This window comes from Allobosea sp. 10N428, assembly GCF_056394545.1.
Window position 1 is genome coordinate 25,369 of sequence record NZ_JBFTIC010000011.1, and the last position, 23,398, is coordinate 48,766.

Sequence of the window (23,398 nt, forward strand, 5' to 3'; positions counted from 1 at the left end):
GAGAGAGAATGTATCCGGCGATGATGAGCCCTATTGCGCAGAGCAACAGCCCCCCAGCCACGACGAGGCTCGCCGTTATCGAGCCCCAGCGGAACATGAGCGCCGCATGGAGTGCACTAAGCGCGTATCCGGCCGCGAAGACCGCGAAAAGCCCGCTGGCAACCCAGAGGCCATATACGATCAAATGGCGCTTCAGCGCGCCCGTCGCCACAGATACGAGTTGGGCGACAAGGCCGCCCATGGCCTACTTCGCCGCCCAGAAACCGAAGATCACTCCGGCGGCAGCGGCCCAGGCAAGGGCACGTAGCGGCTGCGCTCTCACTTCGTCGACCAGCAGGCGCTGCAACTCGCTCACCCGTTCACCCGCCGCTTCGGTCATACGGTCTGTGTCGATGCCGACCGATTTAAGGTTCTCGGAAACTTCGCTCGCTGCGGCTCGGGCTGCCTCCATCTGCGAGCGCTGACCATCGCCGCCTGTCTGGCCGAGTTCGTTCTCATCTGCCATTTTGCGCTCCCAAAGCTTGCAGCTTATGATGAGCGTTCAACGGGCACTCGCGCCAACGGTTCCCGGGTTTTCGCGTTCGCCGTTATCGTTGAGCGGACTGGTTTTTAACCGACTTGTGTTCGTCATCAGACTTGTTGTCAGCGGCGTCTGCGCCGCGCAGTCCGATCGGTCGCGGTGCGCCCTTGGTGGTGTCGCGAAGCGTCTGACGCTCAGTTTCGGAATTCAGTTCGGCACCGACCAAAATGATCGTCGCTGACAACCACATCCACATTAGGAGAGCGATCACAGCGCCGAGCGCGCCGTACGTTTTATTGTAATCCTCAAAGCTGGCGACATACCAAGAGAACAGAACCGATCCGAGGAACCACGCTACGCTTGCGAACATTGCTCCTGGGCTGACCCATTTCCATTGGGCATCGTCACGGCTCGGCCCGAAGCGGTAGAGCGCCGCGAGCCCGATCATCATGATGGCGACCAAGACGGGCCACCGGCCGAGCCATATCAGCCATTCCGCGACGTCTCCGAGGTAGAGGTAATCAAGGACGACCGGGATGGCGGCCACCGCGCCGATTGCGAGCACGGCAAACACGAGAATGCCGAGCGTGAAGACGAGCGAGGTCAGGTTGAGCCGGATAAAGCTGCGCTTCTCCTCTTCGCCATAGGCGACGTTGAGCGCGTCGAAGACAGCTTTCACTCCTGCATTGGCGCTCCACGCCGATATCCCAAGACCGAGGACGAAGGCGAAGCCGAGCTTGGTCTCGTTTCCCGTTGAGATGCGCACGATCTGATCGCGTATGATCTCGATCGCGCCACCCGGCAGCATGCCCTCCGCTGCCGAGAGTTGCTCAGCGACTGTTCCCGGATCGGCTACCAGACCGTACAGCGATACGAAGGCCGTAATCGCCGGGAATATCGCAAGCAAGCCGTAGAAGGTTACGCCTGCAGCTACCGCGAGCACCCTATCCCTGCTGACTTCGCCATATGTCCGCCAAAGAATATCGCGCCAGCCTCTCGGCGGGATTTCGGTCGGTGCGTCGGCATCGGAACCGTCAGTACCGGCGGAGCTACCGCGGGCGGTACCGCTGCGAGTACCGGCCGCGAGCAACGAGTACAGCTGCACCGCCATCAACGATGCCGTTAGACCGGCCAGGGCCGCGAGCGTTGCCTGTTTCAAAATAGCTAGAGTGCGCAAGTGCCTCGCCCCAAAATCCGGAAACTGCGGGCGAGTGGGAAAGGTTGCATCATGGATGCCAAGCGTGTCCACGGCGGTCCGATCCACACCATCGGACAGATCAGCGCAGCATCCCCTCGACATCAAATCGGGCAACTATAGGAGCACCTCGCTCAACGTTGACGGCGATTCACCGCCCGAGAGAACGGCCCTTCCATCAGCTTTGGAGTCTGCAAAAGCGCCAGGATCGGCGGCCCCGCGAGGCCACCTGTTTCAACCGCCGGCGCTGACGAATCATCTTGAAATCCGAGACCAGAACTTCGAGCTCGACGCTCCAACGGCCGGGGGCGAGGATCGGTAGCTCTTTCACGAGCCATGTAGCGTCGTCGGGTCGAACCGCTTGGCGCTCGATAGGTTCAATGCCGGCTTCGGGGTGGTGGCGCCGCTGCCTGACGTCGTGACCCGTCCGATCACTCCGAGATGCTTGTCACGCGAATGCATCACGGCAAGAACGATGACCTCGCCATCGGCGCAGACGAGTTCTAGTCGCTGGCACAAAACAGCCGGGTCGATCTGGGAAACGTCGCAGAGCAGATATCCGGCGCGTCGATCGTCCTCGTCGCCGCCGAACTGATAATGGGCAGCAATCTCGCGCCCATTCTGCAGGACCAGTATTCCTGTCCCACTAATCATTTCTACCTCCCGCGAGCAGGAAGCCAGGCCCTTCCACCGTGTCCTTCGATAACAGGCCCAAGGCGACGCACCGATTTTTGCCACTCTGGCTAAACAACGGCAAGGCGGAAAACGCGCCATGACGGGGCGAGGGAGATCTTTCGCCGAAAGCCCCGGATGGTGCGTCAGAACCATTAGGAGGCAGGCTGTTCGACGCCCCTTGACCCGCAGATCGCGATCGTTCGCAATCCATTAATCCAGTCACGTCAAGGTGCTCGCTATGGAGCCCTATCTGAGTTCCCAGACGGGCGACCGGTTTACCCGGCCACCGCGTCTTCCAGCGTGGGCAGGCGCCTTTGTGGCGCTGGTCTGTGTTGCCATTCTCGCTTTGAGCGCGTGGCATGAATGGGACACCCGCAGCTCCACGTTGCATCGATCTGAGACCGAGATGGCCAATCTCGCGCGGTCGCTCACCCAGCATGCTGATGACACTATCGACCTTGCTGATGCCACCCTGATGGGATTGGCCAATCGCCTTGAGGCAAGCGGCACAGATGAGCCTGCGCTCGCGGCCGTTCAACACTTCCTAGACATGCGGAAGGCAACCTTGGGCAGCATCCGAGCGCTCTTTGTTTACGATGAAAAGGGGCACTGGCTGGCGACAACGGAAACCATCAACCGCGAGGGGCTCGATAACAGTGATCGAGCCTATTTCCGACATCACCGGCACACAGATGATGGTCGCCTGTTTCTGGGGCCGCCGATTAAAAGCCGTTCTGGGGGTCAGTGGATTCTCACGATTTCCCGGCGGTTCAATCACCCGGACGGCAGCTTTGCTGGAGCCACCGGCGAAGCTTGTAGGCACTTCAGCCTTGGCCGGGATCAATCCTGAAGATCTTCCGCGAGTCCAACAAGCGATCGAGGCGTTGAAATCCGGGGACCTGACTGAGGCCAGGATTCTTTACCGGAATAGGCATCGAGAGAAGGGGGAAATCTGGATCGAAACGAGCGCGAGTGTCACAAGAAGATCAGACAATGGGGCGATTAACGGCGTCGTTGCCCTCTCTCGCGACATGACCGAAAATCAGGATCTTCAGGCTAAGCTCACTGCTTTGGCCGCAACCGATGGCTTGACTGGCGTCGCGAACCGCCGATCCTTTGACGAGCGTCTGGAGCAGGAATGGTCCAGAGCGCGGCGCGAAGGTAACCCGCTCTCTTTGCTCATGATCGACATTGACCACTTCAAAGCGTTTAACGACCGCTTCGGACACCCGGACGGTGATCGCTGTCTACGAGCCGTTGCGGGCGTGGTTGCCGGTCAGGCTCGTCGGCCCGCCGACGTGGCGGCCCGCTATGGTGGTGAGGAGTTCGCCATGTTACTTCCGAGCACTGATGCTGAAGGCTGTAGGCAGGTCGGGGAGGGGATTCTCGACGCTGTCGCGCGGCTTTCGTTCGAGGATGGCGCTCACCGCTTTTCACATCGCGTCACGGTCAGTGTTGGCGGAGCGACCTTTCAACCCCGTTCAACAGCCCAATTGGATCCGCACTTCCTCGTTGCCTCTGCTGACCGTGCTCTCTACGCAGCCAAGGCGGAAGGCCGGAACCAGATCGTCATGGCGGGTCAAGTGGTCGGATGGCCAATTCATAAGGCCCGCGATCACTAAGGCGAGCTGCTGCTGATCGAACATCCAATGCGGGTTGGGGAGGCTGCCCCAACCGCCGACGACCTCATTTTTAATCGTAAGCAATCAATTGTCGAACCCAGGTCGCGAGGCTGCCGTCGCGCTTCGAGCGACGGCGAAGGGCGGGGATGCGCGGCGCCGGGGGGATGATGCCAAATCGAGCTTTGAAGGCCGAGAGGCTGATCGCTTGGAGAGCCGAACTGACGCGATCTTCCCGATACTTCCCATGGCTATCCGGCACCTGAGGTTGATCCTCTGACGCCAGGTTACGGGAACTTCGGCCGCTAGGCTGCTTCCGTGACCGCGGTTCCGAGACGACGCACGGGCTGATGCCCCACGTTACCGTCTCCGGGCGGCATAGCCCGCCCGTGGGCGACCAGAGCCCTGTTTAAAATGTTGTTCGCCGCGTTGTGGTCGCGATGCAGGTCAGCACCGCAACCGCAGGCATGGCGACGCTCGGAGAGCGTCTTCTCCACGATTGTTCCGCAGGAGGAGCACTCCAACGAGGTGCGACGTGGATCGACCCTGACGACCGTCCCACCGGCTCTCTCAGCCTTGTAGGTCAGCATCCGGATCAGACGCGCGAGAGCTGCATCGAGCAGCGCCCGGTTCAGGCCGGCCTTCTGCCGGACATTCGTGCCAGGATCGTTCGCTGTTCCGCGCGCCGACCTGGGCATGTTCCTCAGCTTCAAGTCCTCCACAGCGATGAAGGCAAAGCGCCGCGCCAGCTTGGCTGAGACCTCATGGAGATGGGAGTTCCTCGCTTGCTGGATCCGCCGATGGCCGATCGCGACACGTTCCCGAACTTTGCGCCGCCGCTTAGAGCCGCGCTTGCAGCGCGCGAGCGCGCGCTGGGCAAGGCGCAGTTCCTTCTCTCGGCGCGATCGCGGGCGAATGTTCTCGATATGCACACCATCGCTCAGCGTCGCGAGATACTCGATCCCGACATCAACACCGACAGTGCTCTCCGGCGCAGCGTGAGCTTTAGCCACGGCGACGTCGATGGCCAGGGTGATCCACCAGTGCCGTCCACGCCGGGTGAAGGTGCACGACTTGGTCGACGAACCTTCCGGGATTGGGCGATGCAGGTTGAGGCGCAGCGCTCCAACAATCGGCTTCAACATCAGCCGATCAGAAACGAGCCTGATCCCTTTCCACTCGACAAATCCGAAGCTGCTCCACCTCGATCGAGGCTTGAACCTGGGAAAGCCCGGGTTCTGCCCTCGTTTCACCCTCGCGAAGAATCCCCCCATTGCGTCGTCGAGCCGCGCCAGTGACCAGCGCGAGAGCGAGACGGGCATTGACGCATAGGTCTCGTCGAAGCTCCTGATCTGCGTCAGCGACTTGTTCTGGTCGATCTTCGAGATCGACTTGCCGGCCTTGCGCCAGGCCTCGATGCGTTCCTGCAGCGCTGCATTGTAGAGCTGCCGCTGCGCCTCAAGCAGCCGATTGAGAGCCGCATATTGCGCCCGCGTCGGCTTCAGCTTGTAGCGATAAGTCAGCAGCATCAGGTCCGGCTGTTCTTCAAACGTTCCTAACGAAGACAGCCTGGTTCCGCCTCCCGGTCAAGAGCTGATCAACCTCGCATGTCGGAGCGCCCTTCCCATTCGCGCGTCGGGGCCAAGAGTGCCAGCCGGCGCTGGCGGATGCTTCTACATCGCCCTCTAGGTGCGCATCGCTCACCCCAGCTTCCGGAGGCGCGATCAGGCTGCCTATTGCGCTGCTTCTGCGGTGGGCTGTGCCGGCGAGATGTTGATTATCTGCATCGGGGCGCTCTACCCGCGTGAACTGTCCCGGAAGGCGTCGCTCTGAGACGGCGGCCAGGCTGGCATTCGAAATGGCGTTTCGATTTGAGCTAGCGCAACGAACGGCGCCGCCAAAACCGGAAAATTGCAGCGTAGGGAGGATACGATCATGCGTTTATCAGAATCGGTCCGGCATTGGCTAAAAGCGCAGTTTCCCTGGAAGGAAATGAAGGCGCTCGATAAGGAGACGATCGCCCAGCTCGCGCGAGACAACGCGATGTCTGTCTCTGATTTCTCTGCGCTGGCGAACTCCAAGAGCGGCAACTCAGAGCTCCTTCCCCGACAGCTCACCCGAGCCGGCCTAAATCCCGAGACGGTGGCCGACGCCAAATCGAGCGTAATGCGGGATATGCAGATTGTGCTCCGGCTGCTTTATGACCCGCCGTTGCCGGCGCGAGCTGAGCCGACAGAATTCAGCGCCAAACTACTCAGCGTATTGTCCCAACGCGCCCACCATCGACGCATTGAGACGAGATCTGGTATAATCAACAGACCTCCGCTCATGCGCGTAAAGGCCACATAGTTCTGCGTGATGGACGCAGATTTCGGTAGTCCCTAGATGAGACCCGCGGGGCATCTCCTGGAATAGCTCCGATTTCGACCCGGCATGCTTTTTGTTCTGCGATGAAGGCTCGGGAGCTGGTTCGCCCGTCATATATTTCAGGGCCAGATTAGCTGTGACGGGGCGTGGCAGGCTTCCGGGTCAGTTCTTTCCGCTGGACCCTGCACTCGCTTCTTTCTTGAATGTAAGCGAAGCGCGATAGATCTCCTCTCCTGCTTCGTTCTCAACAGATGCGCTCAAGTCCGCGCGCTCGCCGTCTGGCAGCTTGTCATCCGCCATGTCGACCAATGCCCTCTGCGCATCGTCGGTTGCCGCTTTCTCGTCGGGAAATTCTAGCGGCACGTCGTCTCGATCGATCTTGTTCCCGTCCTGAGTTGTGAACCGAAACTTGGGCATAGGCCATTCCTCCTTTTTTTGGAGAAATGCGATCGGGTCCTTTTGGTTCCAGAACCTAACTACGAAGGCGGCGTGCTAACAGCGAAAGAACGGATAGAACGCCTGAGAAGGGCGGCCGAGCTGTTAACCACCAAAGGGGGACTGGGGGGGTTCCATCCCCTCCAGTCGCTAGGCGTCGCAGTGCCAGGCTCGGACAACTGCGTCCCATCATGCCAAGGCTTCAAGCGTAGGAAGACAATTCGAGGGTATCGCGGTAAGACGCTGTGATGCACGCAAAGCTCGGGCTCCAACGCAATAACGTGAAGGTCGCTGGGGCCGGCGCCCGGCCGATGATGTTTGCTCACGGGTTTGGTTGCGATCAGAATATGTGGCGCCTGGTCGAGCCGGCGTTCCGCGACAGCTACAGGACCGTCTTGTTCGATCACGTCGGTGCCGGCGGGTCCGATCTCTTGGCGTTCTCGCCTTCGAAATACGAAACCCTTTCGGGCTATGCGGATGACGTGGTCGAAATCGGCACGTCCCTTAATTTGGACGATGCCGTGTTCGTCGGTCACTCCGTCAGCGCGATGATCGGCGTGCTCGCCGCCGCCAAGGCTCCGGGGATGTTCTCGGCTTTGGTAATGGTCGGGCCGTCACCGCGCTACATCGATGACGGCGACTATAGGGGAGGCTTCTCGGCAGCGGATATCGAGGGTCTTCTCGATTCTATGGCCGAGAACCACATGGGTTGGTCGAACGCGATGGCCCCCGCGATCATCGGAAACGCGGACCGCCCCGAGCTTGGGCAGGAGCTGACGGCAAGCTTCTGTCGGACGGACCCCGAGATTGCGCGGCATTTCGCCCGCACGACATTCTCATCCGACAACCGCGCCGATCTCGCGAGCGTTTCTGTCCCGACGCTGATCCTTCAGTGCCGCGACGACATCATCGCGGACGAGAAGGTAGGGAGATACGTTCACGACGCCGTGCCGGGCAGCCAGTACGTGCTGCTCGACGCCACCGGCCATTGCCCGAACCTAAGCGCGCCCAATGAGGTCATCCGGGAGATCCGCGCATTTGTCTGACTTCGATCTGTCGCTGCCCGACATCTACGAGCATGCTCCATGCGGATACGTTGTCCTGCTTCCAGATGGAACGATCGCATCAATCAATGCCACCCTCTCGACTTGGCTGGGCACGCCGGCTGAGGACCTCGTAGGCAACAGATTCCGCGAGTGGCTCTCCGTGCCGGGCCGCATCTTCTATGAAACCCACGTAGTTCCCACGTTGCGTATGCAGGGCTTCGTCACCGAGATCGCCATGGACCTACTGACGGCCGACGCTGGCCGGATCCCGGTTTTCATCAGCGCCAACGAGCGCAGGGATGACCGGGACCAACTGGTCTATACTCGGCTGATCGTGTTCCAGGCCACCGAACGGCGTAGCTTCGAACGATCGCTGGTGGAATCGCGCGAGCAGGCATTTAAGGGGCTGGCCGACGAAAAGGCCCTAGGAGCGCTGCGTGAGCAGTTCATCGCCGTTCTCGGCCACGACCTGCGCAATCCGTTAGCCTCAGTGCAGGCTGGCCTGCGCATGGTCAGCAAGGAGCCGGTGACGGCGAAACAGGCGCGGCTGATCGGGTTGATGCAGGCGAGTTCCCTGCGGATGTCCGGCTTGATCGATAACGTGCTGGACTTCGCTCGCGGCCAGCTCGGCGAGGGCCTGACGCTGACGCGCAACGCCACAACCGACCTGGAGCCGATGCTTCGGCAGGTGATCGCCGAGCTTCAGGAGGTGCATCCGGACGTCAGGATCGAAGCGATCATATCGATTCGGCGGCCGATCGATTGCGACAAGTCCAGGATCGGCCAATTACTTTCGAACCTGATCGGCAACGCCCTGACGCACGGGGCGATCGATTGGCCCGTGCGGGTCGATGCCTTCGCGGACGAAGAGGTCCTGCGGATCTCCGTGGCGAATGCCGGTAAGCCCATTCCACCGGCGGCAATGAAGCAGCTGTTCCAACCGTTCTTCCGCGGTAACGTCCACAACAGCGCGAACGGGCTGGGTCTTGGCCTTCACATCGCTTCGATGATCGCGAAGGCGCATGGTGGGGTCCTCACGGTGGCCTCGTCAGAAGTCGAGACAAGGTTCACGTTTGAGATGCCGCTCAGCCGTGCGGACGAAGGGCCTTGACGACCTCGTCCGAGCGATAGGGCTTTCGGAACAAACTAGGGTTCATCGGCAGGTCGCTCCCGGTAGACTAGGCGACAGTGAGAGACTCTATTTTTGATATAATAAGATCGAAAGTCTTGCGTTCCTCTAACAGGGCCATATCAATGTCGCCATTCTTGAGCGCATTTAACAACTCTGCCTTAAATTTCTCGGCGGCTTCGGCGCCTTCCTGCGTGGAAATGTGCCTCATTGAATACCCGATACAAAGATATAATGCATTCAGCGCAATTTTAATCTGCTCCATATTTGTATCTGTGACATTTTCAATTTCCTCCGCCATTTTTGTGCTCCTTAAGGCTGCGCTCTGAAGCGGGCTCGTTGCTGGTCTTTGTCGCGGCAATCCAAATCGGAACTGCCGAGCGGCAAAGCTGTTCCGAAACTGCTCGATGGGGCAGAGGGCGCCGATCCGACCCACCAAGTCGCCCAAGCCAAAAGGCCATTCAGGTTATCGAGTGGGGAACTCGCTACCATAAGCGTCAGGGAGTTGGCCTATCCTGAACTTGGTGGAAAACCGAGAACTGGGCATGAGCGCTCTCCTTAGCGAAGAATATCACTAGTAGCCCCGCACCAGCCAAGACCCGTGCTGTTTCCGAGCTGCACCTCAATGCTGCTCACGACTCCCACGGCCTGATCGCCGCAAAAACTAGCTTTTTTCAGACGGACTGTCGTTCTCGCGGCCGTTCGATGAGTTGCTCGGGTCGGAGATGCGATCGTTCTCCTCGTCCAGCAGGATGCGCTCGGCCGCGCCGTCAAGATCATCGTACTGACCGCTTCGCACTGACCAGAGAAAGGCGGCAAGCGCGGCCCCGCCGAGGACGAGGGCCAGCGGCACTAGAAAAGCGAGGCTACTCATCCGCCTGGCCGCACGCTATCAGCGAGAGCGTTTAAATCCGGCTGCGCATCGCGCGATGGAAGATGCGCGCTGGCGTCGAGGCGCAATGCATTAGCGACGACGAGGGTCGAGGATAGCGACATTGCCAAAGCCGCGATCAGGGGCGTGACATATCCCGCGATCGCAATCGGAAGGGCGATGGCGTTGTAGGCGATTGCAAGCGCGAAGTTCTGCCGGACCAGACGGCCTGCGTTCCGCGAGACCGCGAACGCCATCGGAACCGCGTCGAGCCCCTCGCGCAGAAACACGAAATCCGCCGCGTTGCGGTTGATATCCGCAGCCGATGCAGGCGCCATTGAGACATGAGCAGCGGCGAGAGCGGGAACATCATTCAGACCGTCCCCAACCATCAGCACCTTCCGGCCCTTGCCCCCCAAGGCAGCGAGCCGCTCGACTTTTTGCGCTGGCAGCAAACCCGAAGCGGCAGAGCCGATCCCGAGCTTGCTCGCCATCGCCCGCACGGCATCGACGGCATCGCCGGAAAGCAAGCAGACGTCCAACCCTGCAGCATGCAAGGAATCGATGGCCGCCCGCGCCCGAGGGCGCGCTGCTTCTTCGAACGTGAAACTCGCGACGGAGACGCCGTCGCAGCTGAGCACTGTGCCACTCGCTGCAATTTGTGGCGACGCGCCTCCGTCCAAAGCCCACTCGGCCCGCCCTAGTCGATAAACGCGCCCCTGTAGGCCGGCTTGGAGACCGAGCCCTGGGTGTTCACGTACATCGGACATGGCCAGAGCGCCCGACGGTTCCACAGCAGCAATCGCCCGCGACAGCGGATGATTGGAATGGCGCGCAAGCTCCGCCGCGATCGACATGACTCCCGGCGCGATCTTGCCGTTGATGAGGCGCGGCTGGCCCAGGGTCAGGGTGCCCGTCTTGTCGAAGGCCACTGTATCGATCTCGGCCATGCGCTCGATCGCCGAGCCGTCCTTGACCATGATGCCGTTCTCGAAGAGCCGCCGCGATGCCACCACCTGCACGATTGGCACGGCGAGGCCAAGCGCGCAGGGGCAGGTGATGATCAGAACGGCGATGGCGACCGTGATCGCTTGGTGCCAGCCGCCGCCTAGCGCCATCCAGCCGAGAAAGGTCAGGAAGGCGGCGGCATGGACGACTGGCGAGTAAAGCGCCGAGGCGCGATCGGCGATTCGACGATAGCGGGCGCGCCCGCCTTCGGCGGCTTCCATGAGCCTGACGATCTCGGCGAGGAAGGAGCTGTCCGCCCGTGCCGAAGCATTGATGACGAGTGCGCCGGACAGATTGAGCGTGCCGGCCTGAACCACGGAACGGGGCTCGACGCGGCGGGGGGCGCTCTCGCCGGTGACGATGGCGCAATCGAGCTCTGAAAGGCCTTCCGAGACGATGCCGTCGACGGGAATGCGGTCACCGGCCGCGAGCGCGAGGCGCATGCCGGGCTCGATCTCGGTTATGGGCACGTAGTCGCGACTGCCGTCCTTGCGCAGAACCGTCGCGCCGCGCGGCGCCAGACGCATCAGGCCGCGCACTGCGGCGCGCGCTTTCTCGCGCATGAGGTGGTCCAGCGTCCGGCCGATCAGCAGGAAGAAGATCAGCGAGGTTGCCGCGTCGAAGTAGGCGTGCGCCCCTTCATGGATCGTGTCGTACAGGCTCAAGGCAAAGGCGAGGCAGACGCCGATGGAGATCGGCACATCCATGTTTGTGCGGCCATGTTTCAGCACCGACCAGGCGGAAGCGAAGAAGATCCGGCCCGAATAGAGAAGGCAAGGCAACGCCAAGCCGGCTGAAATCCAATGAAAGGCGCTGCGCGTTTCCGCTTCGGCACCGGACCAGACTGAGACCGAAAGCAGCATGATGTTCATCGCGCAGAAGCCGGAAACCGCCAGCGCTCGGACCAGCTGCGTGAGCTCCGGATCAGCCTGATCGGCAAAGGTCTCGAAAAGATGGCCCGGATATCCCAGGGTCGCCAGCGCTGCCAAGAGGTCAGGCGCTTCCTGCCCGCGCCACTTCACCGCGACGCGCCGCGTCGACAGATTGACGCGGGCGTGCTCGACGCCGGTGACGCGCATCAAGCCCGTTTCGACCGCGCGGATACAGGCGGCACAGTGAACGCCCGGCACGGCAAGATCGCATTGCCAGAGTCCATCGCCGAGATCGCGGCTGGCGAGCCGGATTTCCTGTCGCGCGGCCGAGCCATCGAACTCCCCATAGGGATCGACTGGCGGCGCGCAGCAGCTCACTTGATCGCTCTATAGCTGTGCCAAGTTGCGTGACCGAGCAGCGGAAAGACAATGATCAGGCCCAGCAGCCCTGTAGCCACAGCAACGAGGAACAGGCCAAGCACGATTGCACCCCAGGCAAGCATCACCGGAAGATTGCGGAAGACCATCGAGATGCTGGTGCCCATTGCGGTGAAGGCATCTACCCGTTCATCGAGCAGCATCGGGATCGCGAAGGCGCTGATCGCGAAGGAGAAGGCGGCGAACAGACCGCCGACAACCGTGCCGACCAGCAGCATCGCCCAGCCAACCGGTGTTCCGAACAGCATCGCGGCGATGTCGTTAAAGCCGGGGAAAGGTCGAAAGCCGAAAAACAACGCATAGATGATGACCGCGGCCCGCATCCAGAGCAACATAAGCAGACACAGGATCGCGCCGGTAAACCAGACCTGACCGCCCGCTGCAGCCCTGACAAAGATCATGCGTGAAAGGCTGATTGACTCGCCTCTCTCAATGGCACGGCTCTTTTGATAAAGCCCGATCGCGAGCAGCGGCCCCATCACCATGAAGCCCGCCAGCGCCGGGAACAGGATGTAGTCGAGCCCTAGTCGGAACAGCCCCCAGATGACCGCGGCGGAGCCCACGGAGACGGCGAAGCCATAAAGCAGGCTGGGCGCCGGGCGGTGCCAGAGATCACGCCAGCCCGCCCCGAGCCAGGACAAGGCAGCGCCCGCCGGCAGGTTTCGTCTACGCCGCGCAGAGAGGGGCAGCGGCATCTCCTGGCCATTCCCGATCGCAGCCATGGGCTCCTCCTTCAGCAGGACGGGCGGGCGGCGCGAAACCCGCCTGCCTCGCTCGCCGATTTCGCATGCGGCACACAATCCGGCTGCGAGCCGACCGCGACATAGATCAGATGGGCATTGGCGAGAATGAGCCCGCCCGCAAGCACGCCGGCGAGCATGAGCCATAAAGCCCTGCGCCCGCCGTGCCGCCTTGCGCCGCCTTCAGTCGGAGCGCTCATCACTTCGCCTCCCCGAGCGTGCCCACATAGAGCGCCAGCATCTTGATATCGGTCGGCGAGAGCCGGCCTTCCCAGCTCGGCATGTGGCCCTGCCGCCCGCCATGGATGCTGTTGACGACCGATTGCAGGTCGCCGCCATAGATCCAGTTGGCATCGGTCAGATCCGGCGCGCCGAGATCGTGCTGGCCCTTGGCGTTTTCGCCATGGCAGGCGACGCAATTCGCCGCGAAGACCTCCTTGCCGGCCGGCACGCGGGCCTGTTCGGCCGCGTCGAGCTTCTGGCCCGACAGCGAGCGGACATAAGACGCGACGGCGAGCACTTGCTCGCGCTGGAGGATGCCGTCACGGCCGAAGGCCATCATCTGCGCGGTACGCGTGTCCTTGGCCGAGCCATTGATTCCGGCGCGGATCGTTTCCGCTATCGTCTCCGGCGCACCACCCCAAAGCCAGGAGCCGGCGGCGAGATTGGGGAAGCCCGGCCCGCCCCGGCCTTCCGTACCATGGCAGGCGGCGCAGTTATCGGCGAAGAGCGTGCGGCCGGTATCGCGGACATGGCGCATCAGCTGGGGGTCGGCGGCGATCTCGGCGAAGGAGGCCTTGTCGATCTTCGCGGTCCAGCTTGCCCGCTCGGCAGCCGCATCGCGCACCTGCTCGGTCACGACCTGGCGCTGGTCGATGCCGAGCAACCCCTTGGTATAGGTCACGCCCAGCGGCCAGGCCGGCATCAGCAGCCAGTAGCCAATCGCAAACAGGGTCGTGACAGCCAGGAAGAACAGCACAACGCGCGGGATCGGCGTATCGAGCTCTTCGATGCCATTCCACTCGTGGCCAGTTGTTGCTGTCCCCGTGACGGGATCGCGCGTCGCATCTGCCATCGCTCAGTCCCCCGGCCTATCATCTTCATCGAAAATGCTTTTCTTGGCGCGGTCGAAACGCTTCCGGTTCGACGGCCACAACGCATAGATCAGCACGCCGATCGCCATGGCCACGAGATAGAACAGCCCCCAGCTTTTGGCGAAACCGACCAGGTCGTAATGATCGACGTCCATGGTCTCACTTCTCCGCCGCCACGGCCTGCTTCTGCGCGGCGTCAGTCAGGCGGCCCAGAACCTGGAGATAGGCGACCACGGCATCCATCTCGCTCAGCCGGTTCGGCTCGCCGTCGAAGGCGCGCAGGTTGGTGGCGGCGCCATAGCGCTCGCTAACGCCACCGGCATAGGGGCTGTCGGGGCTGGCCTGGCCATAGGCGTCGGCGCTAGCATTCGCGATCTGTGCATCGGTATAGGGCACGCCGACCGCACGTTGCGCCGCGAGATGCTTATCCAGATCGTCAGTTTTCAACTCGTTGCGCAGGAGCCAGGCATATTTCGGCATCACCGATTGCGGCACCACATCGCGCGGATTGTAGAGATGCGAGACATGCCAGGCGTCGGAATACTTGCCGCCGACTCGTGCCAGATCCGGGCCCGTCCGTTTTGAACCCCAAAGCATAGGATGGTCATATTGCGACTCGACCGCGAGCGAGTACGGCCCGTAGCGCTCGACCTCGTCGCGCAGTGTACGGATCATCTGGCTGTGGCAGAGATAGCAGCCTTCGCGGATATAGATGTTGCGCCCCGCCAATTCGAGTGGCGTGTAGGTGCGCATGTCAGGCGCCTTCTCCACCGTCTCATGGATCGTGAAGAGTGGCGCAATCTCGACGAAGCCGCCGATCGCGGAGACGCCGATGATGGCGAGCACGAAGCCGATCGCGTTGCGTTCGAGCTTGCGATGAAAGAACTCGCGCATCGGCTTATTCTCCCGCCTGAAGCGCAGCGCCTGCACCACGCAGCGCCGGCAGATCGCTGTCGCCGGTACGCGCCGCCTGGGCGCGCGACATCCGGATCGTCATCCAGACATTGTAGGAGGCGACAATCGCACCGAGCAGGAACAACAGGCCGCCGACGGTGCGCGCGATGTAATAGGGATGCATGGCGACGACGCTGTCGATGAAGGAATAGGCGAGGGTGCCGCTGTCATTATAGGTGCGCCACATCAGGCCCTGGATGATGCCCGAGTTCCACATTGCGAAAACGTAGATGACGGTCCCTGCGAGAGCGAGCCAGAAATGGACCTCGATCAGCTTGGGCGAATACATCCGCTCGACCTTCCACATCCACGGCACCAGCGCGTAGAGCGAGCCGAAGGTGATCATCGCCACCCAGCCGAGAGCGCCGGCATGAACATGGCCGACGGTCCAATCGGTGTAGTGCGAGAGCGAGTTCACGGCGCGGATCGCCATGAACGAGCCTTCGAAGGTCGAGAGCCCATAGAACACGGCGGCGACCATCATGAAGCGCAGGGTCGCATCGTCGCGCACCTTGGCCCAAGCGCCGTTGAGCGTCGCCAGTGCGTTGCCGGCGGAGGCCCAGGACGGCACCAGCAGGACGACCGAGAAGGTCATGCCCAGCGTCTGCACCCATTGTGGCAGCGCTGTGTAATGCAGGTGGTGCGAGCCCGCCCACATATACATGAAGGTGATGCCCCAGAAGCTGATGATCGACAGCCTATATGAGTAGATCGGCCGTCCTGCCCGCTGTGGGAGGTAGTAGTACAGCATCCCGAGGAAGCCGGAGGTCAGGAAGAAGGCGACCGCGTTGTGGCCGTACCACCACTGTGTCATCGCATCCTGGACGCCGGAGAACAGCGAATAGCTTTTGGCACTACCGAAGGAAATCGGCACCGCCAGGTTATTGACGATGTGCAGCACCGCCACGACCAGGATGAAGGCCATGTAGTACCAGTTCGCAACGTAGATATGCGGCTCCTTCCGCCGCTGCAGCGTGCGGATATAGATCAGAAAATAAGTGACCCAGACGATGACGAGCCAAAGATCTGCATACCATTCCGGCTCGGCATATTCCTTCGATTGTGTAATGCCCATCAGGTAGCCGCTGGCGGCCAGCACGCAGAACAGATTGTAGCCGATCAGGACGAACCACGGGCTGAACTGGTCCGGCAGGCGCGCACGCGTCGTCCGCTGCAGGACGTGGAAGGAGGTCGCGATCAGAGCATTGCCGCCAAAGCCGAAGATCACGCCGGAGGTATGAACCGGCCGGAGGCGGCCGAAGCTTGCCCAGCCGGCATCGAAGGTGAGGTCCGGCCAGGCCAAGAGCGCTGCGACCCACACGCCAAAGAACATGCCGACCACAGCCCAAAAGAGCGAAAGCACGATGCCGACGCGCGTCGGGTCGTCGTAGTAGCGCGTCAGCCGCTCTTCCGATGGCTCCGGCGCGAAGTAGTTCGACATGACCAAGCCAATACAGCCGAGTCCGAACAGCATGATGACGACGCCATGAACCCCGAACAGGTCGTCGCGGCCGGCGATCGCCATGGCGAGTCCGCACAAGGCGAGTAGCGCCGAGATCGATATGGCGCGCTGTCGCTCCGCGACCGTGAGTGCCGCAATCATCGCTCACCTTCTCCGTGGCCGGCGCGCGCCGGCAACCTCAATCCTTCGGGCCGGTATCCATAAATGCTCCAGGTCAGATACCTCTTTGCTGAGAGTGGGACCTGACAAACTGGCAGCCGGCAGAATTTCATTGCTTCTCGATCTCCGCGAGATACGTCCGCATCGCTTGCTCCGGTCCATGCCAGGAGGCGCTGCCCTTGCCCTGCAATTCCGGGGCATCCTTCCAGCCGGGCTCGATGCCTCTCATGTCCGGCAGCAGATGGGCGATGCCCTTGTGGCAGTCGATGCAGGTCTTCTCGCCCGTGGTCAGGAAGCGGCCATGGATCTCGGCGGCGCGGCGCGTCTGCTTGGTGAAATCCATCGCGACAGAGGAGTGGCAGTTGCGGCATTCCAGCGAATCGTTCGCCTTCAGCCGGGACCATTCGTGCTTGGCGAGTTCCAGGCGCATGTTCAGGAACTTCTCGCGCGTCGAGATCGTGCCGAAGATCTTGCCCCACACCTCCTTCGAAGCCTGCATCTTGCGGGCGATCTTGTCAGTCCAGTTATGCGGCACGTGGCAGTCCGGGCAGGTCGCGCGCACGCCCGAGCGATTCGAAAAGTGCACCGTCGACTGCAGCTCCTGATAAACGTTGTCGCGCATCTCGTGACAGGAGGTGCAGAACTTCTCGGTATTGGTGATTTCCAGCGCCGTGTTGAAGCCGCCCCAGAACAAAACGCCGCCGACGAAGCCGCCCAGCGTCAGCACGCCGAGCGGCAGATAGGCGCTCGGCCGGCTGATGATGCGCCAGAAGCTGACGGCAATGCCCCAGCACCAGAGAATGATGGATTTGAGCCTAGCCATGATGCGCGCCTATGGCTTCCGGCCGATGTCTTTGGCGTCCTGGAACCTATTCTGGACCAGGGGCGGGACATCGGTCTGCTGGACATGGCACGCCGTGCAGAAATAGCGCCGCGGCGTCACGTCCGAGAGCACCTGCCCGTCGCGGTCCTGGAAATGGGTGACGCTGATCATCGGCGCTCCCGAGCCTTCCGTGAACTCGCGCTTGTGGCAGTCCATGCAGCGATTTGTGTTGAGGGTAAGCTGGTAGCCGTCGATCGAATGCGGAATTACCGGCGGCTGCTCGGGATAGTTGCGCATGCGCCTGACGTCGTCGACGACCGGGCGGCCGAGCGCCGGCACGCGCTCGACTGCCATCGGGCTAGCCGTGCCTGTGAGACGCGGCACAATCTTCACCGGTGCGCCCTCCTGCGAGACGGCAGCCCCGAAGGCGAGGACGAGGCCCGCCGCCAGGGCGGCCCCGAGGAAGGTCCGCGAGCGCATCAGCCCGAGACCGGAACGATCTTGACCGCGCATTTCTTGAAATCCGTCTGCTTGGAGATGGGATCGGTGGCGTCGAGCGTCGTCTTGTTGATGAGCTGGCTGGCATCGAACCACGGCACGAAGACCACGCCGGGCGGCATGCGGTTGCGCCCGCGCGTCTCGACGCGGGTGCGCATCTCGCCGCGCCGCGAGATAATCGTGATCTCGGCGCCCTGGTTGAGCCCGCGCTTGCGGGCGTCCTCGGGATGCATGAAGCAGCGCGCGCCCGGGAAGGCCTTGTAGAGCTCCGGCACCCGCATCGTCATCGAACCGGAATGCCAGTGCTCCAGCACGCGGCCGGTGACGAGCCAGAGGTCGTATTCGCCATCGGGCGATTCCGCCGGTGGCTCGTAGGGCACCGCGATGATGCGGGCCTTGCCGTCCTTGTTGCCGTAGAACTCGACGCCCTTGCCCGGCTTCACATAAGGGTCGAGCCCCTCCCGGTAGCGCCAGAGCGTCTCCTTGCCGTCGACCACCGGCCAGCGCAGGCCACGGACCTGATGGTAGAGGTCGTAAGGCCCGAGATCATGGCCATGGCCGCGGCCGAAGATGGCGTATTCCTCGAAAAGGCCCTTGTGGACGTAGAAGCCGAAGTCCTTCGATTCCTGGTTCTCGTATTCGGGACTGGTCTCGGAGAGCGCGAATTTGTCGACCTGGCCGTTGCGATAGAGCACGTCGAACAGGGTCTTGCCCTTGTGGTTCGGGTTAGCATCGAGAACATCCGCCGGCCAGACCTCGTCGGTGGTGAAGCGCTTCGAGAACTCCATGAGCTGCCAGAGATCCGAGCGTGCCTGCCCCGGAGCATTGACGAGCTGGTGCCAGACATGGGTGCGCCGCTCGGCATTGCCGTAGGCGCCCTCTTTCTCGACCCACATCGCGGCCGGCAGGATCAGGTCGGCGGCCATCGCCGTCACCGTCGGATAGGCATCGGAGACGACGATGAAATTGTCGGGATTGCGATAGCCAGGATAGGTCTCGTTGCTGCTGTTCGGCGCCGCTTGCAGGTTGTTGTTCACCTGGATCCAGTAGAAATTGAGCTTGCCGTCCTTGAGCATCCGGTCCTGCTCCACCGCGTGGTAGCCGGGCTTCTCCGGAATGATCCCGTGCGGGATGCGCCAAATCTCCTCGGCATGCTTACGATGCTCGGGATTGGTCACCGTCATGTCGGCCGGCAGCCGATGGGCGAAGGTCCCGACCTCCCGCGCCGTGCCGCAAGCCGACGGCTGGCCCGTGAGCGAGAACGGGCTGTTGCCGGGCTCCGAAATCTTACCCGTCAGCAGATGTAGGTTGTAGACCATCTGGTTGGCCCAGACGCCGCGCACATGCTGGTTGAAGCCCATGGTCCAGAGCGACATGACCTTGCGTTTGGGGTCGGCGTAGAGCTCTGCGAGCTGCTGCAGAAAACCGGGCTCGACCCCCGTCAGCGCAGAGACCTTCTCCAGCGTGTATTCCTTGACCGAGGCAGCGAAGGCCGCGAAGTCGATCGGCGTCGTCGCGGCAACATCCTCCGCTTTTCGTGCCTTGACCTCGCGGGGATCATCGGAGCGTAAGCCGTATCCGATCTCGGTCGCGCCTTTGACGAAGGTGGTGTGCTTCTCGACGAAATCAGTGTTCACCCGGCCGGTCGAGATGATGTGGTTGGCGATGTAGTTAAGGATCGCCAAGTCCGTGCCCGGCTTGAACACGATCGGGATGTCGGCGAGGTCGGAGCTGCGGTGGGTATAGGTCGAGAGCACCGCGACCTTTACATGCGGCTGGCCGAGCCGACGATCGGTCACCCGCGTCCACAGGATCGGGTGCATCTCCGCCATGTTCGAGCCCCAGAGCACGAAGGCGTCGGCATGCTCGAAATCGTCGTAGCAGCCCATCGGCTCGTCCATGCCGAAGGTGCGCATGAAGGCGTAGGCGGCAGAGGCCATGCAGTGGCGGGCGTTCGGGTCGAGATTGTTGGAGCGGAAGCCGGCTCGCATCAGCTTGGTCGCGGCGTAGCCCTCGAAGATCGTCCACTGGCCTGAGCCGAACATGCCGAGCGCGGTCGGCCCCTTGGCTTTGAGGGTCGCCTTGGCCTTGGCGGCCATGGTGTCGAAGGCCTCCTCCCAGGAAACCGGCGTGAACTCGCCGTCCTTGGCATAGACGCCGTTCTTCTTGCGCAGCAGCGGCTGGGTCAGCCGGTCGTTGCCGTACATGATCTTGGAGAGGAAATAGCCCTTGATGCAGTTCAGGCCGCGATTGACGTCGGCCTTCATGTCGCCATGGGTGGCGATGACCTTGCCTTCCTTGACGCCGACCATGACGCCGCAGCCGGTGCCGCAGAAGCGGCACGGCGCCTTCGACCATTTGATCTGCAGGGTATCGACGCCGCCGGTCACCGGCTGGGCATCGGCCGGGACGCTCATATTGGCGGCGAGCGCGGCGACGCCGGCCGCCTGCGCCTTCAGCATCTCGCGACGGGACAGGGTCATGGGATCACTCCGGGGTCGTCGAGGGTTTCGAGGTCTTCGATCTGCTCGAACACCATGTTGGCCGAGAGAACGCCGTCGATCAGGCTGATCGCGGCGAGCCGGTCGCCGATCACGCCCGTGCTGGAGCCTTCAAGCACGATCACGATCTTGCCGTTCTCGACGCGATGGATCTCAGTCTCGGGAAGCTCTGCGATACGGGCGAGCACCGCCTCGACCTTTGCCGGCAAGGCCGAGACGACGGCGCTCGAAATATGATGGAAGCGCTGGCGCGGACGCTCAAGCATGGGCGGACTCCGCCGGACGCGCACCAACAGCGATGGCCTGCGCCGGACAGGCGGCGACACAGGCGCCGCAACCATTGCAACGATCGCTCGCGATCTCCGGCAAAGCCGGACCGCCCAGCCGCGGGCGAAAGCGGATCGCACTTTCCGGGCAGGCATCGCCGCAGCTCTGGCAGACGATGCCGCGCTGCGCGAAGCAGTCCGCACCGGCCGCAGCTACATGCTCGAAGGCGGGCAACAGCCGGTCGAAGACCGGCTCGGGGCAGGCTTCCGCGCAGGCGCCGCAGAAGCTGCATTCACCCCCCGAGAAATCGAGCGCGGGCCGGGCGGACTCGTCGAGGGCGATGATGTGCTGCGGGCAGGCCGCGATGCAGGCTCCGCACCCCGTGCAGTCAGCGGCGAGCGAGGATGCAAGGGCCCAAGGTGGGCGCACCCTGTCGGGTAGTGAAACACGCCGGCCAGTCAGGAAGTTACGGCGCCCTCGATCGATGACGGAGCGTTCCATTTCGGGCCTCAATGCGGGGGTCCGGGCGGGCCCAGAATGATCTGGGACATCCACACCAGGAAGCCGTATCCACCGACGACGCCCACCGCGAAGATTGGCCAGATCAGCACGGCCAGCACCAGGAAAGCTAGAAGCTCGGCGCGTCTCGTCGGCTTCTCCGCAACCTTTTCCGGGCCGCGAGCATCAGCGGTCTCGGTCGCCATCTCTTTTCCTTCTCCAAGACGGGCGCCTCGCACCGCCACCAGATTAGAGATCAAAAAATGACAATAAGAGCATCGCCGGCACTGTCCAGCCCGAGTGGATATCAGGATGCCGATTTCAGGAGCTTGTTTGATCTAGCGCAAACACAGGTGGTGCGCCGTCGACTAGCTGATGACAGCGACGTGCTTTCGGAATCTGGAAGCGACCCGCATTTCTCTCGGCATCGGAATGGCCGCGCCGAACACCTTCACACTTGCGCAGTCATGAAATTCGAATCGCCTGCTCTCAAACGGCTGCCTGTCTTCGCCGCACTCACCCCCGAGCAGCGACGCGAAATCGCATCGGCCGCATCGCTGAGGAATTTAGCGAGAGGCGAGTACGTGTTTCGGGAGGCAGAGCCAGTCAGCAACGCCTTCCTGATTCTATCCGGCCATGTGAAACTCTCAAGAGGGGGCTGGCATCGCGATTCCGTCACCGTGAGCATCGCCCACCCAGGCGAGCCATTCGGGGTGACCGGAGACCTATCGGGACATAAGCAGACGAAGACCGCCGTCGCCCTCTGCGACTGCAGGCTCGCGATCTGGCCCATCCAAATTTGGAACGAATTCCTGCGAGCAATGCCCGGCCTCGCTGTCGGCCTGTTGCAGGACGTTGAGCGTCGTTTAGCCATCACTGAGGATCGTCTGGCGGAGATCGCCTCGCTCGATGTCTCGCGTCGCATCGCCCATTTGGTGCTCCGCCTCATCGATCAGGCTGGAAAGCAGGGAGAAGATGGTGTGTGGGTGGATTTTCCCGTTACGAGGCGGGAAATCGCCGCGCTCACCGGAACGACGCTGCACAGTGCCTCCCGAATCCTAACGCAGTGGGAACGAGAGCGCATCGTGGGAGGAGGAAGACGAGAATTGGTCGTTCGCAACATACCCGCCCTGCTCAGCCTTGCCACCGGCGCGACAGCTTAAGGTCAGCTGACCATCGATCTTAAAAGTCCCCCGCTGCAATCGATGTAGCCTGCCGGCTCCTCACGAGAATTTACGCTGGGGCGTCGCTGAGTTTCCTCTCTCGCTGGGACACCGGTGTTCTGAACTTTCGAGAATTCGCTGGGCTTTGTCGCACCACCTACTTTGCTCCACCGCAAAGACGCTATCGACTGGTCGTTTAATGGTTTCTCGACAAAGGAGAACGACCCATGACACTGTCCGAAACGACGCGAAACAAAGCTATCCTGATCATGTTCTTACTGGCACTCGTCGTTGCGGCAGTTGCCGGCGTGGCGCTCGGCTCGGGAGCGTTTCAGGCGCTTCTTTTTGCCGTTTTTGCTCTATCCGCTGGAATCTTATCGACTTTTGTGTTCGTGGCCCTGAATTAGTGGTCTCTACCTGGCGGAAGAGCCCTAATTGGGATTCCTGTCGTTGAGTGTCCATGCAAGTCCGCTGCGTCCATCGCCATCGCCTTGAGGCGGTAGCAAGGGATCGCCACGGCGCGCAGAAGCATGTGCGGCAGCACGAGCCTATTCGCCGCGTTGAACGTCCTCGACGGCACCGTCATCGGCCACTGCATGCCTCGCTTCACTTCGACAGCGTCGGCTCCTAAAGCACCGCGCCTTCGCCGGCCGGCATAGGCACATCGATCCAGGCGCCCATGCCGTCGTCGAGCCGCGCCAGGGACCAGCGCGAGAGCGAGACGGGCATGGACGCGTAGGTCTCGTCGAAGCTCCTGATCTGCGTCAGTGACTTGTTCTGGTCGATCTTCGAGACCGACTTCCCTGCTTTGGCCTGGCCTCGATGCGCTCCTGAAGCGCCGCGTTGTAAAGCTGCCGCTGCGCGTCAAGCAGCCGATCGAGAGCCGTATATTGCGCCCGCGTCGGCTTCAGCTTGTAGCGATAGGTCAGCAGCATCAGGACCGCATTGTTCTTCAAACGTTCCTATCGAAGACAGCCTGGTTCCGCCTCCCGGTCAAGAGCCGATCAACCTCGCATGCCGGAGCGCCCCTGTTTGCCAAAACGCAAAGAAGCTCCTGGGGCGTC

Annotated in this window: 28 protein-coding genes; 7 read left to right on the forward strand and 21 right to left on the reverse strand. The window is 62.0% G+C overall.

What is annotated here, in order from left to right; genetic code table 11:
- Positions 1 to 244 precede the first annotated feature (244 nt).
- The 3 genes from AC1DDA_RS24180 to AC1DDA_RS24190 form a co-directional block, all read right to left on the reverse strand.
- Positions 245 to 505 (reverse strand): hypothetical protein, encoded by a 261-nt coding sequence (locus tag AC1DDA_RS24180; protein ID WP_476797710.1) that lies wholly within the window; start codon positions 503 to 505, stop codon positions 245 to 247.
- Positions 506 to 587: 82 nt separating this feature from the next.
- Entirely contained in the window at positions 588 to 1,769 is a 1,182-nt protein-coding gene (locus AC1DDA_RS24185) for a YihY/virulence factor BrkB family protein (protein WP_476797711.1), read from the reverse strand.
- A 273-nt stretch (positions 1,770 to 2,042) separates the two neighbouring features.
- The gene (locus tag AC1DDA_RS24190; protein ID WP_476797712.1) at positions 2,043 to 2,369 is read right to left on the reverse strand and encodes a hypothetical protein; all 327 of its coding nucleotides are present in this window, start codon (positions 2,367 to 2,369) and stop codon (positions 2,043 to 2,045) included.
- A gap of 259 nt (positions 2,370 to 2,628) precedes the next feature.
- Here AC1DDA_RS24190 and AC1DDA_RS24195 point away from each other — a divergent pair, with 259 nt between their 5' ends.
- Positions 2,629 to 3,240, forward strand: coding sequence for a PDC sensor domain-containing protein (locus tag AC1DDA_RS24195; protein WP_476797713.1), 612 nt, complete (start codon positions 2,629 to 2,631; stop codon positions 3,238 to 3,240).
- Complete coding sequence (locus tag AC1DDA_RS24200) at positions 3,221 to 4,012, forward strand: GGDEF domain-containing protein (RefSeq protein ID WP_476797714.1); 792 nt, start codon at positions 3,221 to 3,223, stop codon at positions 4,010 to 4,012. The genes AC1DDA_RS24195 and AC1DDA_RS24200 overlap by 20 nt, the downstream gene beginning before the upstream one ends.
- Before the next feature lie 302 nt (positions 4,013 to 4,314).
- On the opposite strand, the gene AC1DDA_RS24205 is transcribed toward AC1DDA_RS24200, so the two are convergent.
- Complete coding sequence (locus AC1DDA_RS24205) at positions 4,315 to 5,538, reverse strand: RNA-guided endonuclease InsQ/TnpB family protein (protein ID WP_476797715.1); 1,224 nt, start codon at positions 5,536 to 5,538, stop codon at positions 4,315 to 4,317.
- Positions 5,539 to 5,944: 406 nt separating this feature from the next.
- Between AC1DDA_RS24205 and AC1DDA_RS24210 the strand changes: the two genes are divergently transcribed.
- Positions 5,945 to 6,358, forward strand: a complete 414-nt coding sequence (locus AC1DDA_RS24210; protein ID WP_476797716.1) for a LysM peptidoglycan-binding domain-containing protein — start codon at positions 5,945 to 5,947, stop codon at positions 6,356 to 6,358.
- Positions 6,359 to 6,538: 180 nt separating this feature from the next.
- Here the strand turns inward: AC1DDA_RS24210 and AC1DDA_RS24215 are convergent, their stop codons facing one another.
- A complete protein-coding gene (locus tag AC1DDA_RS24215; protein ID WP_476797717.1) occupies positions 6,539 to 6,793 on the reverse strand; it encodes a DUF6894 family protein in 255 nt (84 codons plus the stop codon).
- A 266-nt stretch (positions 6,794 to 7,059) separates the two neighbouring features.
- On the opposite strand from AC1DDA_RS24215, the gene AC1DDA_RS24220 reads away from it, so the two are divergent.
- Entirely contained in the window at positions 7,060 to 7,857 is a 798-nt protein-coding gene (locus AC1DDA_RS24220; protein WP_476797718.1) for an alpha/beta fold hydrolase, read from the forward strand.
- A complete protein-coding gene (locus AC1DDA_RS24225) occupies positions 7,823 to 8,968 on the forward strand; it encodes a PAS domain-containing sensor histidine kinase (protein ID WP_476797719.1) in 1,146 nt (381 codons plus the stop codon). Before AC1DDA_RS24220 ends, AC1DDA_RS24225 begins: the two co-directional genes overlap by 35 nt.
- A gap of 67 nt (positions 8,969 to 9,035) precedes the next feature.
- Here AC1DDA_RS24225 and AC1DDA_RS24230 read toward each other — a convergent pair whose 3' ends face one another.
- The 15 genes from AC1DDA_RS24230 to napE form a co-directional block, all read right to left on the reverse strand.
- Positions 9,036 to 9,287 carry a hypothetical protein gene (locus AC1DDA_RS24230; protein ID WP_476797720.1) on the reverse strand — a complete coding sequence of 84 codons (252 nt, stop codon included), beginning with the start codon at positions 9,285 to 9,287 and terminating at the stop codon, positions 9,036 to 9,038.
- Between the two features lie 363 nt (positions 9,288 to 9,650).
- Positions 9,651 to 9,860: a cbb3-type cytochrome oxidase assembly protein CcoS gene (gene ccoS, locus AC1DDA_RS24235; RefSeq protein ID WP_476797721.1), complete on the reverse strand. Its 210-nt coding sequence runs from the start codon at positions 9,858 to 9,860 to the stop codon at positions 9,651 to 9,653.
- Entirely contained in the window at positions 9,857 to 12,115 is a 2,259-nt protein-coding gene (locus tag AC1DDA_RS24240) for a cation-translocating P-type ATPase (protein WP_476797722.1), read from the reverse strand. Before AC1DDA_RS24240 ends, ccoS begins: the two co-directional genes overlap by 4 nt.
- Positions 12,112 to 12,897 (reverse strand): DUF2189 domain-containing protein, encoded by a 786-nt coding sequence (locus tag AC1DDA_RS24245; RefSeq protein ID WP_476797723.1) that lies wholly within the window; start codon positions 12,895 to 12,897, stop codon positions 12,112 to 12,114. Before AC1DDA_RS24245 ends, AC1DDA_RS24240 begins: the two co-directional genes overlap by 4 nt.
- A gap of 11 nt (positions 12,898 to 12,908) precedes the next feature.
- The gene (locus AC1DDA_RS24250) at positions 12,909 to 13,115 is read right to left on the reverse strand and encodes a hypothetical protein (protein ID WP_476797724.1); all 207 of its coding nucleotides are present in this window, start codon (positions 13,113 to 13,115) and stop codon (positions 12,909 to 12,911) included.
- Positions 13,115 to 13,990: a cytochrome-c oxidase, cbb3-type subunit III gene (gene ccoP, locus AC1DDA_RS24255; protein WP_476797725.1), complete on the reverse strand. Its 876-nt coding sequence runs from the start codon at positions 13,988 to 13,990 to the stop codon at positions 13,115 to 13,117. Before ccoP ends, AC1DDA_RS24250 begins: the two co-directional genes overlap by 1 nt.
- A gap of 3 nt (positions 13,991 to 13,993) precedes the next feature.
- Positions 13,994 to 14,164, reverse strand: coding sequence for a cbb3-type cytochrome c oxidase subunit 3 (locus AC1DDA_RS24260; RefSeq protein WP_476797726.1), 171 nt, complete (start codon positions 14,162 to 14,164; stop codon positions 13,994 to 13,996).
- Positions 14,165 to 14,168: 4 nt separating this feature from the next.
- Complete coding sequence (ccoO, locus tag AC1DDA_RS24265) at positions 14,169 to 14,903, reverse strand: cytochrome-c oxidase, cbb3-type subunit II (RefSeq protein ID WP_476797727.1); 735 nt, start codon at positions 14,901 to 14,903, stop codon at positions 14,169 to 14,171.
- Positions 14,904 to 14,907: 4 nt separating this feature from the next.
- Positions 14,908 to 16,566, reverse strand: a complete 1,659-nt coding sequence (gene ccoN, locus AC1DDA_RS24270) for a cytochrome-c oxidase, cbb3-type subunit I (protein WP_476797728.1) — start codon at positions 16,564 to 16,566, stop codon at positions 14,908 to 14,910.
- A 127-nt stretch (positions 16,567 to 16,693) separates the two neighbouring features.
- Positions 16,694 to 17,407 carry a cytochrome c3 family protein gene (locus AC1DDA_RS24275; protein ID WP_476797729.1) on the reverse strand — a complete coding sequence of 238 codons (714 nt, stop codon included), beginning with the start codon at positions 17,405 to 17,407 and terminating at the stop codon, positions 16,694 to 16,696.
- Between the two features lie 9 nt (positions 17,408 to 17,416).
- Positions 17,417 to 17,920, reverse strand: a complete 504-nt coding sequence (locus tag AC1DDA_RS24280; RefSeq protein WP_476797730.1) for a nitrate reductase cytochrome c-type subunit — start codon at positions 17,918 to 17,920, stop codon at positions 17,417 to 17,419.
- A complete protein-coding gene (gene napA / locus AC1DDA_RS24285) occupies positions 17,887 to 20,388 on the reverse strand; it encodes a periplasmic nitrate reductase subunit alpha (RefSeq protein WP_476797731.1) in 2,502 nt (833 codons plus the stop codon). The genes AC1DDA_RS24280 and napA overlap by 34 nt, the downstream gene beginning before the upstream one ends.
- On the reverse strand, positions 20,385 to 20,672 hold the full coding sequence (locus AC1DDA_RS24290; protein WP_476797732.1) for a chaperone NapD: 288 nt from the start codon (positions 20,670 to 20,672) through the stop codon (positions 20,385 to 20,387). The genes napA and AC1DDA_RS24290 overlap by 4 nt, the downstream gene beginning before the upstream one ends.
- On the reverse strand, positions 20,665 to 21,174 hold the full coding sequence (gene napF / locus AC1DDA_RS24295; RefSeq protein WP_476797733.1) for a ferredoxin-type protein NapF: 510 nt from the start codon (positions 21,172 to 21,174) through the stop codon (positions 20,665 to 20,667). The genes AC1DDA_RS24290 and napF overlap by 8 nt, the downstream gene beginning before the upstream one ends.
- A gap of 8 nt (positions 21,175 to 21,182) precedes the next feature.
- Positions 21,183 to 21,377, reverse strand: a complete 195-nt coding sequence (gene napE / locus AC1DDA_RS24300; RefSeq protein ID WP_476797734.1) for a periplasmic nitrate reductase, NapE protein — start codon at positions 21,375 to 21,377, stop codon at positions 21,183 to 21,185.
- A 261-nt stretch (positions 21,378 to 21,638) separates the two neighbouring features.
- Here napE and AC1DDA_RS24305 point away from each other — a divergent pair, with 261 nt between their 5' ends.
- Positions 21,639 to 22,334, forward strand: a complete 696-nt coding sequence (locus tag AC1DDA_RS24305; RefSeq protein ID WP_476797735.1) for a Crp/Fnr family transcriptional regulator — start codon at positions 21,639 to 21,641, stop codon at positions 22,332 to 22,334.
- 227 nt (positions 22,335 to 22,561) lie between these two features.
- Positions 22,562 to 22,741 carry a hypothetical protein gene (locus tag AC1DDA_RS24310; RefSeq protein ID WP_377843932.1) on the forward strand — a complete coding sequence of 60 codons (180 nt, stop codon included), beginning with the start codon at positions 22,562 to 22,564 and terminating at the stop codon, positions 22,739 to 22,741.
- Positions 22,742 to 23,098: 357 nt separating this feature from the next.
- Here the strand turns inward: AC1DDA_RS24310 and AC1DDA_RS24315 are convergent, their stop codons facing one another.
- Entirely contained in the window at positions 23,099 to 23,269 is a 171-nt protein-coding gene (locus AC1DDA_RS24315; RefSeq protein ID WP_476797736.1) for a helix-turn-helix domain-containing protein, read from the reverse strand.
- Between the last annotated feature and the right edge of the window lie 129 nt (positions 23,270 to 23,398).